The organism is Luteimonas sp. A534, from assembly GCF_054072805.1.
In genome coordinates this window covers 23,358-39,589 of the sequence record NZ_JBSVRR010000007.1, presented here as the reverse complement: position 1 = coordinate 39,589, position 16,232 = coordinate 23,358, and the positions used below count along the sequence as shown (strand labels likewise).

At 70.4% G+C, this 16,232-nt stretch carries 16 protein-coding genes; 4 read left to right on the top strand and 12 right to left on the bottom strand.

The window, feature by feature from the left end; genetic code table 11:
• Positions 1-9 precede the first annotated feature (9 nt).
• The 5 genes from ACW5F0_RS13775 to ACW5F0_RS13755 all read right to left on the bottom strand — a co-directional run bounded on the left by ACW5F0_RS13775 (position 10) and on the right by ACW5F0_RS13755 (position 4,801).
• The gene (locus ACW5F0_RS13775; RefSeq protein ID WP_456965153.1) at positions 10-774 is read right to left on the bottom strand and encodes a hypothetical protein; all 765 of its coding nucleotides are present in this window, start codon (positions 772-774) and stop codon (positions 10-12) included.
• A gap of 98 nt (positions 775-872) precedes the next feature.
• Positions 873-1,955, bottom strand: coding sequence for a 23S rRNA (cytidine(2498)-2'-O)-methyltransferase RlmM (rlmM, locus tag ACW5F0_RS13770; RefSeq protein WP_456965154.1), 1,083 nt, complete (start codon positions 1,953-1,955; stop codon positions 873-875).
• A 28-nt stretch (positions 1,956-1,983) separates the two neighbouring features.
• Positions 1,984-2,562: a nucleoside deaminase gene (locus tag ACW5F0_RS13765; protein ID WP_456965155.1), complete on the bottom strand. Its 579-nt coding sequence runs from the start codon at positions 2,560-2,562 to the stop codon at positions 1,984-1,986.
• Positions 2,559-2,960, bottom strand: a complete 402-nt coding sequence (locus tag ACW5F0_RS13760) for a hypothetical protein (protein WP_456965156.1) — start codon at positions 2,958-2,960, stop codon at positions 2,559-2,561. The genes ACW5F0_RS13765 and ACW5F0_RS13760 overlap by 4 nt, the downstream gene beginning before the upstream one ends.
• Before the next feature lie 86 nt (positions 2,961-3,046).
• Positions 3,047-4,801 carry a glutamine--tRNA ligase/YqeY domain fusion protein gene (locus ACW5F0_RS13755; RefSeq protein ID WP_456999968.1) on the bottom strand — a complete coding sequence of 585 codons (1,755 nt, stop codon included), beginning with the start codon at positions 4,799-4,801 and terminating at the stop codon, positions 3,047-3,049.
• Positions 4,802-4,882: 81 nt separating this feature from the next.
• Here ACW5F0_RS13755 and msrA point away from each other — a divergent pair, with 81 nt between their 5' ends.
• Positions 4,883-5,509 (top strand): peptide-methionine (S)-S-oxide reductase MsrA, encoded by a 627-nt coding sequence (gene msrA / locus ACW5F0_RS13750; protein ID WP_456999947.1) that lies wholly within the window; start codon positions 4,883-4,885, stop codon positions 5,507-5,509.
• 40 nt (positions 5,510-5,549) lie between these two features.
• Here msrA and ACW5F0_RS13745 read toward each other — a convergent pair whose 3' ends face one another.
• The 3 genes from ACW5F0_RS13745 to ahpC all read right to left on the bottom strand — a co-directional run bounded on the left by ACW5F0_RS13745 (position 5,550) and on the right by ahpC (position 8,892).
• The gene (locus ACW5F0_RS13745) at positions 5,550-6,503 is read right to left on the bottom strand and encodes a LysR substrate-binding domain-containing protein (protein WP_456965159.1); all 954 of its coding nucleotides are present in this window, start codon (positions 6,501-6,503) and stop codon (positions 5,550-5,552) included.
• A gap of 29 nt (positions 6,504-6,532) precedes the next feature.
• Positions 6,533-8,119, bottom strand: coding sequence for an alkyl hydroperoxide reductase subunit F (ahpF, locus tag ACW5F0_RS13740; RefSeq protein WP_456965160.1), 1,587 nt, complete (start codon positions 8,117-8,119; stop codon positions 6,533-6,535).
• Between the two features lie 212 nt (positions 8,120-8,331).
• Positions 8,332-8,892 carry an alkyl hydroperoxide reductase subunit C gene (ahpC, locus tag ACW5F0_RS13735; RefSeq protein ID WP_456965161.1) on the bottom strand — a complete coding sequence of 187 codons (561 nt, stop codon included), beginning with the start codon at positions 8,890-8,892 and terminating at the stop codon, positions 8,332-8,334.
• Between the two features lie 123 nt (positions 8,893-9,015).
• Here ahpC and prmC point away from each other — a divergent pair, with 123 nt between their 5' ends.
• A complete protein-coding gene (gene prmC, locus ACW5F0_RS13730) occupies positions 9,016-9,855 on the top strand; it encodes a peptide chain release factor N(5)-glutamine methyltransferase (RefSeq protein WP_456965162.1) in 840 nt (279 codons plus the stop codon).
• 52 nt (positions 9,856-9,907) lie between these two features.
• Entirely contained in the window at positions 9,908-10,849 is a 942-nt protein-coding gene (gene pip / locus ACW5F0_RS13725; RefSeq protein WP_456965163.1) for a prolyl aminopeptidase, read from the top strand.
• A gap of 4 nt (positions 10,850-10,853) precedes the next feature.
• Here pip and yczE read toward each other — a convergent pair whose 3' ends face one another.
• The 4 genes from yczE to ACW5F0_RS13705 form a co-directional block, all read right to left on the bottom strand.
• Positions 10,854-11,462, bottom strand: coding sequence for a membrane protein YczE (yczE, locus tag ACW5F0_RS13720; protein WP_456965164.1), 609 nt, complete (start codon positions 11,460-11,462; stop codon positions 10,854-10,856).
• Between the two features lie 99 nt (positions 11,463-11,561).
• Positions 11,562-12,128 carry an NUDIX hydrolase gene (locus ACW5F0_RS13715; protein WP_456999946.1) on the bottom strand — a complete coding sequence of 189 codons (567 nt, stop codon included), beginning with the start codon at positions 12,126-12,128 and terminating at the stop codon, positions 11,562-11,564.
• Positions 12,129-12,137: 9 nt separating this feature from the next.
• Entirely contained in the window at positions 12,138-13,070 is a 933-nt protein-coding gene (locus tag ACW5F0_RS13710) for a 5'-3' exonuclease (protein ID WP_456965166.1), read from the bottom strand.
• Positions 13,067-13,669, bottom strand: coding sequence for a nitroreductase family protein (locus ACW5F0_RS13705; RefSeq protein WP_456965286.1), 603 nt, complete (start codon positions 13,667-13,669; stop codon positions 13,067-13,069). Before ACW5F0_RS13705 ends, ACW5F0_RS13710 begins: the two co-directional genes overlap by 4 nt.
• Positions 13,670-13,799: 130 nt before the next feature.
• Here ACW5F0_RS13705 and ACW5F0_RS13700 point away from each other — a divergent pair, with 130 nt between their 5' ends.
• Positions 13,800-16,175: a DUF1631 family protein gene (locus tag ACW5F0_RS13700; RefSeq protein WP_456999945.1), complete on the top strand. Its 2,376-nt coding sequence runs from the start codon at positions 13,800-13,802 to the stop codon at positions 16,173-16,175.
• Positions 16,176-16,232: the final 57 nt, after the last annotated feature.

Below are 16,232 nucleotides of genomic sequence, written 5' to 3'. Positions count from 1 at the left end.
GCCGACCGCTCAGCGCATCCAACCCCTGAGTTCCTGCGTATCGAGCACGCCGTCGCCGTTGTTGTCGACGGCCGCGAACTCGGCGCTGAGCGTGGGGTTCGCACGGGCTTCGGCACCGCTCAGGCGGCCATCACCATTGGTGTCGAGCGCCGCCATGTCGATCCGGTACGCACCGACCACCGAATCAGGCGGGCTGGAGGTGACCGTCACCTGCGCCACGCTGGGGTAGGTATGCAGCGGCGTTGCGGGCGGCGCGGGTGGCGTCGGCGGCGCATTGGTGGCCACGCGGGCGGTCTCTGCAGCCATCTGGGCATCGAGCGCCGCCTGGCGCGCCGCACTGCTGGCCGCGCTGGCGTTGCCGGCGGCGTTGTGGGACTGCACCAGGGTTTCGTTGGGCAAGGCGTAGCCGCCTTGGGCCGCAGTGGATGCTGCGCCTGTCTGGTTGGCCGCACGCTTGGCTTCATGGGCAGCGCGCTCGGCACGGCGCGACGCCTGGTCGGCCTCCCACGCGCTGTATTCGGCCTGTGCCTGGCCGCGAGGAGTAAGCGCGCCGGCGCGTCGCTCCGCGGCCGCCTGCTCCGCGGCCTCTCGGGCAGCCCGCGCGTCCTGGTCGGCGGCGCGGGCATCCTGGAATGCGGACTGCGTATTGACCTGGCTGCGCGCCTGCACGTCCGCGGTACCTGCGGCCTGGGCCATCAGGGGTCCGCTGGCGCCGAGCCCGCAGCAGGCGAGCAGGGCCAGGCCGAGGGAATGCGTGGTCTTGAGCGGATTCATGGCGGTGTCCTCACGAAGTGATCGGACGCCACGCTAGTCCTTGCCCCATGAAGCGGCGGTCAGGGTTGCCCTGCTGCGCGCTGAACGCAGGATCCGCTTCAGCTGCCGGCCGGCATTGCGAGCACGGTGATCTCTTCGCGATCGTGATACAGCTGCCGCGCGCGCAGTTCCAGCGGCCGCTGCGCTTCACGATTGAAGAGGTCCAGGCAGAGCGAGGTTTCGAGCCAGCGCTTCTTCATCGGGAGCTTGAGGTTGAACACCGCCTGCCGGCACCAGCCCTCGCGGAACCAGGTCGCCATGCGCGAAGCCACGCGCCGCGGCTGTTCGACCATGTCGCAGACCATCCAGTCCAGCGGCCGTGACGGCTGCCAGCGAAAGCCGTCGTCGCGCAGGTGCTCGACCCCGCCGCCGTCGAGCACGTGCTGGCGCAGCGGGCCGTTGTCGACGGCGATGACCTGCACGCCGGCGCGCTGCAGCACCCATGTCCAGCCACCCGGGGCCGCCCCGAGGTCGGCGGCGGCCATGCCCGGGCGCAGCAGGCGCGTGCGCTCGTCCTGGTCGAGCAGGGTGAGGAAGGCTTCCTCGAGCTTCAGTGCCGAGCGCGAGGGCGCGTCGCGATGGATGCGCAGGCGCGGCACGCCCATCGGCCAGGGGGAAGAATCCGCGGGAGCGGCGGTCGCGAGCAGCAGGTGGTCGCCCGCCAGCAGGCAGACGTGCAGGCGCGGGCGGCGCGTGTCGTCGGTGGTCGCCAGAAAGCCTGCCTTGCGCAGCGCCGGACGCAGGGCGTTGCCGAATGCGCGCGCCAGGCCGGCGAGCGGTCGCGCCTCGTCGCTGTCGGGGTGCTCGACCACGAGCATGCCGAAGGCCGGGCCGCGGCCAACGGGTGCAGCGTCGACGTGCCGATGCAGGGCCGCGAGCACGGGCGCCACGCGGTCCGCGGTGTCGAGGCCCTGGAGTTCTTCCACAATCACCAGTTTCTGGCGCGCGAACACCAGCGAGCGCCAGGGCAGCGCGCGCGACAGCGCGGCGGCATCGTCGCCGGGCGCGAGGAAGCGCACGAAGCCGGTTCCACGTTCGGTGGCCGCATAGCCGTGGTGGCCGGCCGCCGCGGCGCGCTCGCCAAGCTCGGCTGCAAGCTCGGGCTCGAAGCCGCTGCGGCAATAGCAGAGCAGGCCACTCATGCCGTTGCGTGGACCCGGGCGCGAGGCATCAGTAGCGCTGGCCGCCGCTGCTGCCGTAGCGGGCCAGGACCTCGCGCGCCTGGTCGCGGGCGACGTCGCGCACGAGCTCGATGCCGCGGCGGGCGAGTTCGCCGGGCCAGTCCTGCGGGAGCGGACCCTCGTCGAACTCGGTGAGCTCGTGCACGTCGTCGGAGCGGGCGCCGATCAACAGGCGGTCGACGCCGGCCCAGATGGTGGCGCCATAGCACTGGCAGCAGGGCTGCGCCGAGGTGGCCAGGGTGTAGGGGCCGCAGGGCCGGTCCTGGTCGTCGACGTTGATGCGCGCCCGCCCCAGGGACTGCTGGGCCAGCATGTAGGCCATGTTTTCGGCGTGCGCCAGCGAGGTCGACTGCGGCAGCACGACGTTGACGCCGGCGGCGACCACGCGGTCGTCGGGGCCGAACACCACCGCGCCGAACGGCCCGCCGGTGGCCTCGTCGATATTGCGCGCGGCGAGCGCGATCGCGAGCGACACCTTGTCGGCATCGCTGGCATAGGCGCGGTCGCGGTCGACAGCGCCATGCACCCATTCCGGGAGCTGCAGGTGGACGCGTGCGGGCAGGCTCATTCCAGCAAGCCCTCCGAAGCCTTCGGCTCGCAGGTGTTGGCGACGCAGGCGCAGGCTTCGATCTCCTCGAAGCCGCACACGCCGGCCATGCCCGACTCCGCGCAGGCAGCCTGCACGGCCGCCGGATCAGGCTCTGCAGCGGTGTTCACGCAAGCGGGGGAGTAGCCGCAGCAGCTGCCCACGTTCTTCACCGTGCAGTCGGAATCGACGCGGCAGCTGCGGTCGAGGTCGGGCACGCCTGCAACGGCCGGGCGCGCTGGCTCCGTCGGCATCGGCGTCGCGGGCAGCGGGTTGCTCATGGGCGGCGCCGGTACGGCCGTGTCGGGCTGCGGGGCCGCGCAAGCCGCAAGGCAAAGCGCGAGCAGGGCGATGGATGCGGACTGGATGATCTGGCGCATGGCGCTCTCCGTGTCTCGTGTCGTGGGGTGCGGGCATGGTAGCCCCGCCCCGCGTAGCGCCGGGGGAAGGCCGGCGCGGTTGGATCTCAGGCCCTGGCAGCCCAGGTGTCGCGCAGGGTCACGCTACGGTTGAACACCGGTGCGTTGCCGCGATGGTCGCGGCGGTCGGCGACGAAATAGCCCAGGCGCTCAAACTGGAACGCGTGCTCGGGCGCCACGTCGGCGGCCGCCGGTTCGAGGTAGCCGCATACCGACATCCGCGAATCCGGGTTGATGTGGTCGCGGTAGGTGAGGCCGCTGCTCTCGTCGTCCGGGTCCGGCACCGAGAACAGGCGGTCGTAGAGCCGCACTTCCGCCTCGACCGCGCGCGCTGCACCGACCCAGTGGATCGTGCCCTTGACCTTGCGGTTGGCGCCTTCCATGCCGGGCCGGGATTCGGGATCCAGCGTGGCGCGAAGTTCCACCACCTGTCCGTCCGCGTCCTTGACCACCTCGTCGCAGCGCACGATGCCGGCGCCGCGCAGGCGGACCTCGCCACCAGGCACCAGGCGCTTCCAGCCCTTCGGCGGGACTTCGGCGAAATCGTCGCGCTCGATCCAGAGTTCGCGCGAGAACGGCACCTCGCGCTCGCCGAAGGATTCGTCCTTCGGGTGGTTGGGGAAGCGCAGCGTCTCTTCGTGGCCTTCGGGCAGGTTGGCCAGCACCATCTTCAGCGGCGCCACCACCGCCATGCGGCGCGGTGCGCGTGCATCGAGGTCCTCGCGCAGCGCGCCTTCCAGCACCGAGAAGTCGATCATCGAGTTCTGCTTGCTGATGCCCACCCGGTCCACGAACAGGCGCAGCGCGCCGGGGGTGTAGCCGCGGCGTCGCAGACCCTGCAGCGTGTACATGCGCGGGTCGTCCCAGCCGTCCACCAGGCCCTCGGCGACGAGCTGGGTGAGCTTGCGCTTGCTCATCACCGTGTAGTTGATGTTGAGGCGCGAGAATTCGATCTGCCGCGGCTTCGCGGCCTCGATCGGCAGGCCCCTGTCCTGCAGCGGCGCCAGCAGCTCCGGATGGCCGGCAAGGTCCACCTTGTCCACGCACCAGTCGTACAGCGGCCGGTGGTCTTCGAACTCCAGGGTGCACAGGGAGTGGGTGATGCCTTCCACCGCGTCGCCCAGGGCGTGCGCGAAGTCGTACATCGGGTAGATCGGCCAGGCGTCGCCGGTGTTCTGGTGCGGGACCTTCTTGATCCGGTAGATGGCCGGGTCGCGCATGTTGATGTTGCCGCTGCCCATGTCGATCTTCGCGCGCAGGGTGCGCGCGCCGTCATCGAACTCACCCGCGCGCATGCGGCGGAACAGGTCCAGGTTCTCGTCGACGCCGCGGTTGCGGTACGGCGACTCGCGTCCGGGCTCGGTCAGGCTGCCGCGGTAGGTGCGCACCTCGTCGGCCGACAGGTCGCAGACGAAGGCGTCGCCCTGCCGGATCAGCTTTTCGGCGGCCAGGTAGAACACTTCGAAGTAGTCCGAGGCGTGGCGCAGGCTGGCCCAGTCGAAGCCCAGCCAGCGCACGTCGTCCTGGATCGCCTGCACGAACTCCGGATCTTCCTTCGCCGGGTTGGTGTCGTCGAAGCGCAGGTTGCAGCGGCCGCCGAACTCCTCGGCGATGCCGAAGTCCAAGCAGATCGCCTTGGCATGCCCGATGTGCAGGTAGCCGTTGGGCTCGGGCGGGAAGCGCGTGCGGATGGCGTCGTGCTTGCCGCTGGCGAGGTCCTTGCGGACGATCTGGCGGATGAAATCCTGCTTCTCGGCGGGCGCCGGCGCGGCGTCGGCCGCAGTGGGGGTGGGCTCGGTCATGCGGTCTTCACGGGTGCGGGCGCGGGCCTGCGCCATGGACCGGGCAGTGTAGCCGAGCCGGCGCGCGCACGGCTTGAACCCGTGCCCCCGAGCGCCCACGATCAATGCATTCCTTTTCGAGCACCCGCCATGCGCCTGTCCAACGTCCATCATGTCCACGGCCGTCCCCTGCAGGGCGAATTCCCCGGCATGCAGCGGGTGGTGTTCGGCATGGGCTGCTTCTGGGGCGCCGAACGCCTGTTCTGGACGCTTCCGGGCGTGGAGACGACGGCCGTGGGCTATGCGGGCGGTGATGCGCCGGCGCCAGGCTATCGCGAGGTCTGCAGCGGCCGCACCGGCCACGCCGAGGTGGTGCTGGTGGTGTACGACCCCGAGCAGGTCGGGTTCGATGCGCTGTTGGCCCGTTTCTGGGAAGGGCACGACCCGACCCAGGGCATGCGCCAGGGCAACGACATCGGCAGCCAGTATCGCTCGGTCCTGCACTGCCACACGGCGGCGCAGCACGACGCCGTGCTGGCCAGCCGGGATGCCTACCAGCTGCGGCTGTCCGCCGCGGGTCTTGGCGCGATCACCACCGAAATCGTGTTCCCGGCACCGGCCTTCCACTACGCGGAAGAGGAACACCAGCAATACCTGTCGAAGAACCCCGCCGGCTATTGCGGCCTCGGTGGCACCGGCGTCAGCTGCCAGGTACCCGCCGCAACCTGACCCTGTTCCGCAGGCGGGGAAGCGCGTCGCAGGGGCGCGACTAGACGCCGGGAGCGCCCGGGACGTACATCGGCGCGGTGCTCTCGCGCACCGTCGGCAGCAGCAGGTCCGGGGGCAGTTCGCGCATCACCTGCGCCAGTTCCTGGAGGAAGGCGGTCATCGCCGTGCTCCTGCGCCAGGCCATCGCGATGCGGCGGCTGGGCGGCGGGTCGCGGAACGACACCAGCTCGATGCTCTGCGAGCGCGCGACCGGTGGCTTCACGGCCAGCATCGGCAGCAGGGTGACGCCAACGTGTGCGGCGACCATCTGCCGCAGGGTCTCGAGGCTCGTGGCCTGGAACTCGCCCTTTTCGGAGGCGCCCGCCAGGTGGCAGACGTCGAGCGCCTGGTCGCGCATGCAGTGGCCGTCCGCGAGCAGCAGCAGGCGTTCGTCGGCCAGGTCGTCGAGCGACAGCGGGCCTTCGCCCGCCAACCGGTGCGCCTCGGGAACGGCCAGCACGAAGGGCTCTTCGAACAGGAACTCCAGGTGCAGCTGGTCGTCGCTGATCGGCAGCGCGAGCAGGGCCGCGTCCAGCCGGCCCTGCTGCAGGCGTTCCAGCAGGACGTCGCTCTTTTCCTCGACCAGCAGCAGCTCGAGTTCCGGGAAGCGCGCGCGGATCGCCGGCACCACGTGCGGCAGCAGGTAGGGCCCAAGCGTCGGGAACAGGCCCAGGGTCACCTTGCCCGCTTCCGGATCCTGGCTGCGGCGCGCAGCCTCGCGCATCTCTTCGACGTCGGCCACGATCCGCCGCGCGCGCGTGGCGACGTCGCGCCCCGCGGGCGTGAGCATCACGTTGCGCGGCGCGCGCTCCACCAGCGGCACGCCCAGTTCCTCCTCCAGCTTGCGGATCTGGGTGGAAAGCGTGGGCTGGCTGACGAAGCTCGCCGCCGCCGCGCGCCCGAAGTGCAGGTGCTCGGCGAGGGCGATGAAGTAGCTCAGGTCGCGCAGGTTCATGGTGATGCCCCTTCCGCGGGCGGTGCGGCTCAGGCCTCGGCCGTCGCCGCCTCCGCCTTCGGGCTGCTGGTGCGGATCAGGTGGTCGAACGCGCTGAGCGCGGCCTTGGCGCCTTCGCCCATGGCGATGACGATCTGCTTGTAGGGCACCGTGGTGGCGTCGCCGGCGGCGAACACGCCCGGCAGCGAGGTGCGCGCGGCGTTGTCGACCACGATCTCGCCACGCGGGCTGAGTTCGATCGCGCCCTTGAGCCATTCGGTGTTGGGAAGCAGCCCGATCTGCACGAACACGCCCTCCAGCTCCACCCGATGGGAATCGCCGCCGACGCGGTCGCGGTAGACCAGGCCGTTGACGCGCTTGCCGTCCCCGAGCACCTCGGTGGTCTGGGCCGACGTGATGATGCGGACGTTCGACAGGCTGCGCAGCTTGCGCTGCAGCACTTCGTCCGCGCGCAGCTTGCCGTCGAATTCGACCAGGGTGACATGGCCGACGATGCCGGCAAGGTCGATGGCCGCTTCCACGCCGGAGTTGCCGCCGCCGATCACCGCCACGCGCTTGCCCTTGAACAAGGGGCCGTCGCAGTGCGGGCAATAGGCCACGCCCTTGTTGCGGTACTGGTCCTCGCCGGGGACGCCCATCTGCCGCCAGCGCGCGCCGGTGGCGAGCACCACGCTGCGGCCGCGGACGGAGGCGCCGCTCTCGAGTTCGATGGTGGTGATGCCGTCTTCATCCTGCGTCAGCGCCTTGGCGCGCTGCAGGTTCATGATGTCGACGTCGTACTGGCGCACGTGCGCCTCGAGCTGCGCCGCCAGGCGCGGGCCCTCGGTTTCCTGCACCGAGATGAAGTTCTCGATCGACATGGTGTCGAGCACCTGGCCGCCGAAGCGCTCCGAGGCGACGCCCGTGGCGATACCCTTGCGCGCGGCGTAGACCGCGGCCGCGGCGCCGGCGGGACCGCCGCCCACGACCAGCACGTCGAACACGTCCTTCTTCGCGATCGCCGCGGCGTCGCGCTTCGCGGCGCCGGTGTCGAGCCTGGCCACGATCTGCTCCAGGCTCATGCGGCCCTGGTCGAAGACCTCGCCGTTGAGGAACACGGTCGGCACCGACATCACTTCGCGCGCCTCGACCTCGTCCTGGAACAGGGCGCCGTCGATGGCGACGTGATGGATGTTCGGGTTCAGCACCGCCGCCAGGTTCAGCGCCTGGACCACGTCCGGGCAGTTCTGGCAGGACAGCGAGAAATAGGTTTCGAAGCGGTAGTCGCCCTCGAGGTTGCGCACCTGCTCGAGCAGCTCCGGCGCGGACTTCGACGGATGTCCGCCGACCTGCAGCAGGGCCAGCACGAGCGAGGTGAACTCGTGGCCCATCGGCAGGCCCGCGAAGCGCAGGTCGATGTCGTGGCCGGGCGATGTCACGGCGAAGGAGGGCTTGCGCTGGGCGTCGTCGCGCGACACCTCGACCGTCACCTTGTCCGACAGCGCGCGGATGTCTTCCAGCAGCTCCAGCATCTCGGCCGAGTTGGCGCCGTCGTCGACGCTGGCCACCAGCACCACCGGGCGCTGCAGGCGCTCGAGATAGGCCTTGAGCTGGGTCTTGAGATCGTCTTCGAGCATGGGGAACTCCTGGTAAACGGCAAGGCGGGGGCCTGCGTCCCGTCGTCGACGGGTCGCCACCGGCGTGGGGATGGACCGCAGGCCGCGCCGTGGCACGGACTCCGGTCCAGCCCCACCCCCACTGGAAGCGGGGATGGGCTGGGTCTTGCGACTGTGGGAGCGGCCATGGCCGCGATCGCCGCTATAGCGGCTCCCACAAGGGCGGGAAGTGCTTAGATCTTGCCGACCAGGTCCAGCGACGGCTTCAGGGTCTTCTCGCCTTCCTTCCACTTGGCGGGGCAGACCTCGCCCGGGTGGGCGGCGACGTACTGGGCGGCCTTGACCTTGCGCAGCAGTTCCAGCGCGTCACGGCCGATGCCCTCGGCGGTGATCTCGATCGACTGGATCACGCCCTCGGGGTCGACGATGAAGGTGCCGCGGTCGGCCAGGCCGGACGGACGCAGGATCTCGAAGCCGCGCGAGATCTCGTGGGTCGGGTCGCCGATCATCGGATACTGGATCTTGCCGATCGCGTCCGAGGTGTCGTGCCAGGCCTTGTGCGAGAAATGGGTATCGGTCGACACGCTGTAGATCTCGACGCCGAGCTTCTTGAACTCGTCGTAGTTGATCGCCAGGTCCTCGAGCTCCGTCGGGCAGACGAAGGTGAAGTCGGCCGGGTAGAACACGAACACGGACCACTTGCCCTTCAGGTTGGCGCTGTCGACTTCAACGAACTCGCCGTTGTGGTACGCGGTGGCCTGGAACGGCTTGATTTCGGTATTGATGACGGACATGGAATCCTCGCGGGTGTGGGGAGTGGGTTGAGACAACCGGCGTCTGCCGGACGAAGAGAATGTTAGGTCTGGCCTATCAATTCGTAAAGTGAATTGTACTTATCCAATCGATAGACAAAAACTATGAATAGTGAACACAGCGTCTCGGAATGCCTCATCGAAGCGCGGGAACGTATCCCGGCGGACGAGGCTGCGCTGCTGCTGCTGCACGTGCTGGATCGTCAGCACGCGTGGCTGTTCGCCCATGGGGACGCGGTGGTGGCGCCAGGGGCCGGGGTCCGCTTCCAGGCCCTGGTCGCGCGCCGGTCCGCGGGCGAGCCGGTCGCCTACCTCCTCGGCCGGCGCGGTTTCTGGACCCTGGACCTGGCCGTCACGCCGGACACCCTGATCCCGCGCCCCGAAACTGAATTGCTGGTCGAGCAGGCGCTGGCCCGGCTGGATCCCGGGACGCCGGCGCGAGTCGCCGACCTCGGCACCGGCAGCGGCGCGATCGCGCTGGCCATTGCCAGCGAGCGGCCGCTGGCGCAGGTGATCGCGACCGACCGCAGCGACGCCGCGCTGGCGGTGGCGCGCGGCAACGCGGCCACGCATGGCCTGGACGGTCGCGTCGAGTTCCGCGCCGGCGACTGGTTCGTGCCGGTGGCGGGGGAGCGCTTCCACCTCGTGGCCAGCAATCCTCCCTATATCGCCGAGGACGATCCGCATCTCGGGCAGGGCGACCTGCGGCACGAGCCGCACGCCGCGCTGGCGTCCGGACCCGACGGCCTGGATGCGATCCGGGTCATCGTCGCGGCGGCGCCGGCGCACCTGGTCGCGGGCGGCTGGCTGCTGCTCGAGCACGGTTTCGACCAAGGCCCGGCGGTGCGCGCGCTGCTGCGGGCGAGGGGGTTCGACGGGGTGGCGACCGTGTGCGACCTCGAGGGCCGCGACCGGGTCAGCCTCGGGCGCAGGGCCGCGGTGTGATCGGGAGCGGCTGCTAGACTGGCCGCGTATCTCCGTACGAGGCCGTATCTGCATGCGCACGCTGTATCCCGAGATCGAACCCTTCGACACCGGCACGCTCCGCGTCGACGATCGGCATGTCCTGTACTACGAGCAGTGCGGCAATCCCGACGGCAAGCCGGTGGTGATGCTGCACGGCGGTCCCGGCGGCGGCTGCACCGACAAGATGCGTCGCTTCCACGATCCGGCGAAGTACCGCATCGTGCTGTTCGACCAGCGCGGCTCGGGCCGCTCGACGCCGCACGCCGATCTCGTCGACAACACCACGTGGCACCTGGTCGAGGACATCGAACGCCTGCGCGAATACCTCGGCATCGATTGCTGGCAGGTGTTCGGCGGGTCCTGGGGCTCGACCTTGGCCCTGGCCTACGCCCAGGCGCACCCGAAGCAGGTCACCGGACTGATCCTGCGGGGCATCTTCATGCTGCGCCGCTGGGAGCTGGAATGGTTCTACCAGGAGGGCGCGTCGCGCCTGTTCCCGGAAGCCTGGCAGCACTACATCGCGGCCATTCCCGAAAGCGAGCGCGGCGACCTGATCGCGGCCTTCCACCGCCGCCTGACCTCCGAGGACGAGGCCACCCGCCTTGCCGCGGCGCGCGCCTGGAGCGTGTGGGAGGCGGCCACCAGCTTCCTGCACATCGACCCGGGCTTCATGGCCGACCACGAAGACCCGCAGTTCGCGCTGGCCTTCGCGCGGATCGAAAACCACTACTTCACCAACGCCGGCTTCTTCGAGTGCGACGACCAGCTGCTGCGCGACGCCTATCGCATGGTCGACATCCCCGGCGTCATCGTGCACGGCCGCTACGACGTGGTCTGTCCGATCCAGAACGCCTGGGACCTGCACCAGGTCTGGCCAAAGGCCGAGCTGGTGGTGACGCCGGCATCAGGTCATTCGGCGTTCGAGCCGGAGACCGTCGACGCGCTGGTGCAGGCGACCGACCGCTTCGCCTGACGCGCTACGTCGCTTCCGCCGCGCACGGACGCGCGGGGCGGTTGAACAGCAACAGCATCCACTGGATCAGCGGGCCGATCGCCAGCGCGTAGGCCAGGGTGCCCAGGCCAAGGCTGCCGCCCAGCAGGAACCCGACCAGCAGCACGCCGCCTTCGATCAGGGTGCGGACCAGCCGCACGGACCACCCTGTTCGCCGTGCCAGGCCGGTCATCAGGCCGTCGCGCGGGCCGGGGCCGAAGCGCGCGCCGATGTAGGCCGCGGTCGCTGCGCCGTTGAGGACGATGCCGCCGACGAGCAGCGCGATGCGCTGTGGCAGGGTCATGTCGGCAAGCGCGCCGCCGATCCAGGCCATGGCGGCATCGAACACCAGGCCGATCACGATCACGTTGCAGACGGTCCCGAAGCCGGGGCGCTGGCGGATCGGGATCCACGCCAGCAGTACGGCGAAGCCGACCGCGATCGCCACCCTGCCCATCGGCCAGTCGCCCTGCAGCGCGATGCCCTGGTGCAGCACGTCCCAGGGCATCACCCCGAGGCCGGCCTGGACCAGCAGCACCATCGACAGGCCGTAGGCGACCAGGCCCAGGAACAGTTGGATCAGCCGGCGAGGCATGTGCAGCCCACGGAAGCGCGGCCGGTCAGTGTAGGCGTGGTGGTCCGGCGCAACGACGTGCGGATGGAACGATGTGTGGTGCGTGGCGACTGCCGCGGCTCAGGCTTTCGTGCCGTCCGGGTTGTGTTCGATCATCCACAGCCCGGCCCAGAGCTTGAGGTCGAGTTCGAAACCTTCCTCGTACTTCTGCATCAGCCAGGCCGGCGCGGTGGCGCGCGGAATGGCGTGGACTGTGATCGCCTCGTCGTCGACGCCGCCGCCGTCGCCGACCTTGCGCAGGTCCAGCGCACGGGCGAAGGCGATGCGTTCGTTGCTCATGCCCGATGAGGTCGGCCCCACCAGCAGCACGTCGATGCGTCCCGCGTCCCAGCCGGTTTCCTCGATCAGCTCGCGGCGCGCCGCGGACTCCAGGGTGTCGTCGCTGAAGTCGTCGCCGACGAGGCCGGCGGGCATCTCGATCGTGCGCGCGCCCAGCGGCACGCGGTACTGCTCGACGAAGAGCACGTGGTCGTCGGGGGTCACCGCGATCACCAGCACCGCAAGGCCATCCTTGCCGTGGGTGCGTTCGCAGGATTCCCACTGGCCGCGCTTGACCATGCGCAGCCATTCGCCTTCGTAGAGGAGTTCGGGTTCGTCCGTGGCGTGTTTGCGGCTGTCGTTGTGCATGTTCCGATCCTAACTCCGCCCGGCGACGAGTGTGCTGCCTTCGGCGAAGCTCTCCAGCCGGCGGCGGGTCATCGGGCCGAAGCCCACGGCATCGGCGAACGCGGCGAGGGTGCCGGCCTCGGCCGCCGCGCGCACGAATGGCGGCATGGCGTCGAGCAGCGGCGCATCGCAGGCGATCGTCGACAGCTGGCGGTAGAGCAATACCTGTTCGCGGTGCTCGCGCAGCCGCACGGCGACCGTGGCCGCGCCGCGCAGTCGCAGGAAGGCCACTTCGTCCATGCGTTCGAGCAGGGCGTCGAGGCTGCCGAAGTGTCCCAGCAGCACCGCCGCGGTCTTGCTGCCGACGCCGGGCACGCCGGGGATGTTGTCGACGGCATCACCGCACAGCGCCAGGTAGTCGGCGATCTGGTGTGCGTGCACGCCATGGCGCGCCTTGACCCCGGCTGCGCCCCAGCGCTGGCCGCGGGCGTAGTCCCACTGCTCGTCGTGGACCTCGAGCAGCTGGGACAGGTCCTTGTCCGCGGACACGATCACGCCCCGGAAGCCGTCACTGCGCGCCGCCACCAGCGCTGCGCCGATCAGGTCGTCGGCCTCGTATTCGCGATGCGCCAGCACCGGCAGCCCCAGCGCGGCGCACAGCGCCTTGCAGTAGGCGAACTGGCGCTTCAGCTCGGCCGGCGCGGGGTCGCGATTGGCCTTGTAGGCGGGGTACAGCGCGTTGCGGAAACAGGAGTCCAGGGCTTCGTCGAACGCGATGGCGATGTGCCGGGGGCGCTCGCGCTCGAGCAGGTCGAGCAGGAAGCGGACGAAGCCGTGCACCGCGTTGGTCGGCCAGCCGTCGGCATCGTGGAAGCCGTCGGCCGGCATCGAATGCCAGGCGCGGAACACGTACAGGCTGGCGTCGACCAGGTACAGCGGCGGCGCGGGAGCAGGCAGGCTCACGCCGGCGGCACCCACTCGACCAGCAGCGCGGCGGGATCGGGGCGCGGGCGTTCGGGCGCCTCGATGGTCGGGGTGCCGATGTGGATGAAGCCGGCCACGCTCTCATGCGTGCCGAGGCCCAGCAGCGCGTGCACCGCCGGGTCGTAGGCCGGCCAGCCCGTCAGCCAGGTGGCGCCGAAGCCGAGTCCCTGCGCGGCCTGCAGCAGGGCGAAGCAGGCGCAGCCGGCGCTGAGCAGACGCTCCTGTCCGGGGATCGCGGCGTCGTCGGGATCGAGCACGGTCACGACCACGAGCACCAGTGGTGCATGCGAGAAACGGGCGCGGTCCTTGTCGATGGCGGCCGCGCCGGCATCCGGCTTGAGTTCCAGGCCGCGCGCCGCGATTGCGTCGCCCAGCGCGTGCCGCGCTTCGCCGGTGATCGACAGGAAACGGAACGGCACCCGCTTGCCGTGGTCGGGAACGCGCACCGCCGAGGCCAGCATGCGCTGGAGCTCGGATGCGGTCGGGCCGGGCTCGGCGAGCGCCCTCGCGGGCACCGAGCGCCGGGCATCCAGGGCGGCCAGGCCGGCTTGGGCGGTGGAGGTTGGGCTATTTGCGATTGCAGTCACAGACGTCGAAGGCTCCATTCAGGGATGGTATGCGTGGGTGCATCCCCCAGCACCGGACGCATCCCCGATGATCGCAGAAGAACCCCGCGCCTACCCCACCTTCCAAACCCGCCAAGGCGGGATGCGCGATCCCGCCCGTCTGTTCGACGCCGTCAGGCGCGAAACGGTGACCGGGCTGGGGGGCGTGCTGTCGGGCTTCTGGGGCACGATCGAGGAGCAGGTGCGGCTGGAGGCCCTGGCCGGGCACGATTACAGCGGTGCGCAGGACGATCGCATGGCGGTGATGGCGCTGGGCCATCGCGCGCTGGAACTGGCCACCCGCTACCGGGAAGCACTGGAGCGCGAGTTCGATGCCTGGCGCAAGCCGGCCGTGGAGCACCTGGACGACAAGTCGCTGAGCCTCATGTCGGAAGGTGAGCTCGAGATCCATCTGGCAGGGCAGCACACCACCGAACTCCTTGACCACCAGTTCCTGCATCCGCTGGAACAGCTGGATGAGCGCATGCAGGCGCTCGCCGCTGCGCTGGGCGTGGAGGGCAGGCGCACGAACCCGGTACGCCCGGAAGCGGCGGTGGCCGCCTTCGTCAACCTGTTCGGCGCCGAGGACCTGACTCGCGGCCTGCGCCCGCTGGTGTTCAACCAGTTCGACAAGCGGCTCCCCGAAGTGCTGGGCGATCTTTACGAAAAGCTCAACGAAATGCTGGATGGCGCCGGCTTCGGCGTGCAGTCGGGTGGCAGCGGCGGGGCCGGACGCGGCGGGCGGGCCGTGGCACAGGGCAGCCCCGGCACCGACCGGCAGGGCGGTGTCACGGCCCAGGCCGGCGCAGGCCCGGGCGCCGAGGCTGGTTGGGTTCCCGAAGGTGGCACCGTGGAACACCTGGGGCAGTCCCTGGGCGGTGGCGCGCGCGAAGGCAGCGTCGGCCGGTCGGTGGCCGGGACCGGGGCGGGCGGTGGCAGGATGGGGGGCGGCATCGGCGCCTCCATCGCGGCCAGCGCGCAGCACGCCGCGGCCGCGGGCCAGCCGCCGCGCTACCGCGACGTGGTCCGCGAGCAGCTCGCGCACTGGCGTGCCGCAGGCGTGGACATCGCAGCCGAAGGCGGTGCCGCGGAGGCGTCGTCCGGCCTGGGGGAGGGCCTGCCGGCGGGCGTCACGGTGCTGCGCACCGAGGACCTGCTCAACGTCGCGCAGATCCTGCAGGGCGATGACTCCGCCCCGTACGCACGCGCGCTGGCCGCCAGCGATGCCCGCGAACTCACCCGCGTCATGCGCGAAGCCATCCTGGGCGGCCTGCGCCAGCTCGGCCTGGATGCCGATGCCACCCATTTCAGCGTCGACGAGGAAGACGCGATCGACCTGGTGGGCATGCTTTTCAGCTCGATCAACGACGCCAACGACCTCGAGGACCGCGGCCGTGACTTCTTCGGTCGCCTGGTGGTGCCCTACCTGAAGGTGGCGCTGACCGACGATTCCATGTTCAACCGCCGCAGCCACCCGGCGCGGCGCCTGCTCGACGTGTTGACCGAAGCCTGCGACGGCAACGCCGGCGAGACGCCGCAGGACCGCGAGACCCTCGACCGCGCCGAGCGCGCGGTCGACCGCGTGGTCGAGGAATACGACGACGACCAGGCCATCTTCGAGCTGGCTTCCAGCGAGCTTCGCGACCAGCTTGAACAGCAGCGGCGTCGCACCGATCTTGCCGAGAAGCGCGCGGCCGAAGCTATCCACGGCCGTGAACGCCTGCAGCAGGCGCGCGCGCATGCCGCCGAGCTCGTTGCCTCGCGGCTGTCCGAGCGCGCGTTGACCGCGCCGGTCGCCCAGTTCCTCGACCGCCACTGGCGCCACCACCTCACCCAGGCCTGGCTGCGCGACGGTCCCGGTACCGCACGCCACCACCAGGCCATCGCCCTGGGCGATGCCATGGTCCAGGTGGACGCCGATGCCGCCCAGGCCCGCGGCCGCGTGGTCGCCGAGCAGCTGCTCGCGCTGCAGGTCCCCCTGGGCGAGTGCTATTCGAGCTGCGGCATGGACGCCACCGCCGCTCGCGACGCGATGGCCCGGATCATCTCCGCGCTCGGCCTGCCCGACGCCGCGCGCAAGGTGCACTGTCCGGAGGCGCCGGCAGACGAGGTCGAAGGCGGCGCGGACGATTCGCCCGCTCTTGCGGGCCTGCAGCTGGCGGGCGGCACCGACACTCTCGATTTCGATCCCGAGGTCGCCACGCGCATGCGCCGGCTCAGGGTCGGGCAGGGCCTGCGCCTGATCGATGGTGACGGCCACGACACCGCTGCCCGGATCGCCTGGGTCAGCCCGCTGACCGGCCGTTTCCTGGTGGTGAACCGCCGCGGCGCGCGCAGGATGGTGGTCTCGCCGGAAGAGCTGACGGCCCTGATGGCCGCCGGCCGGGTGGTGGTGCGGTCCAATGACGCCCCCTTCGACGAGGCCATGCGCCAGGTCTGGCAGCACCTCAATCCGAAGCAGCAGGCGAACGAGCGCTGACCCGCATCGCACGCCGTCGGCGCTTTCGCTAGGATGGCCGAAGCACAAACCGGGGAG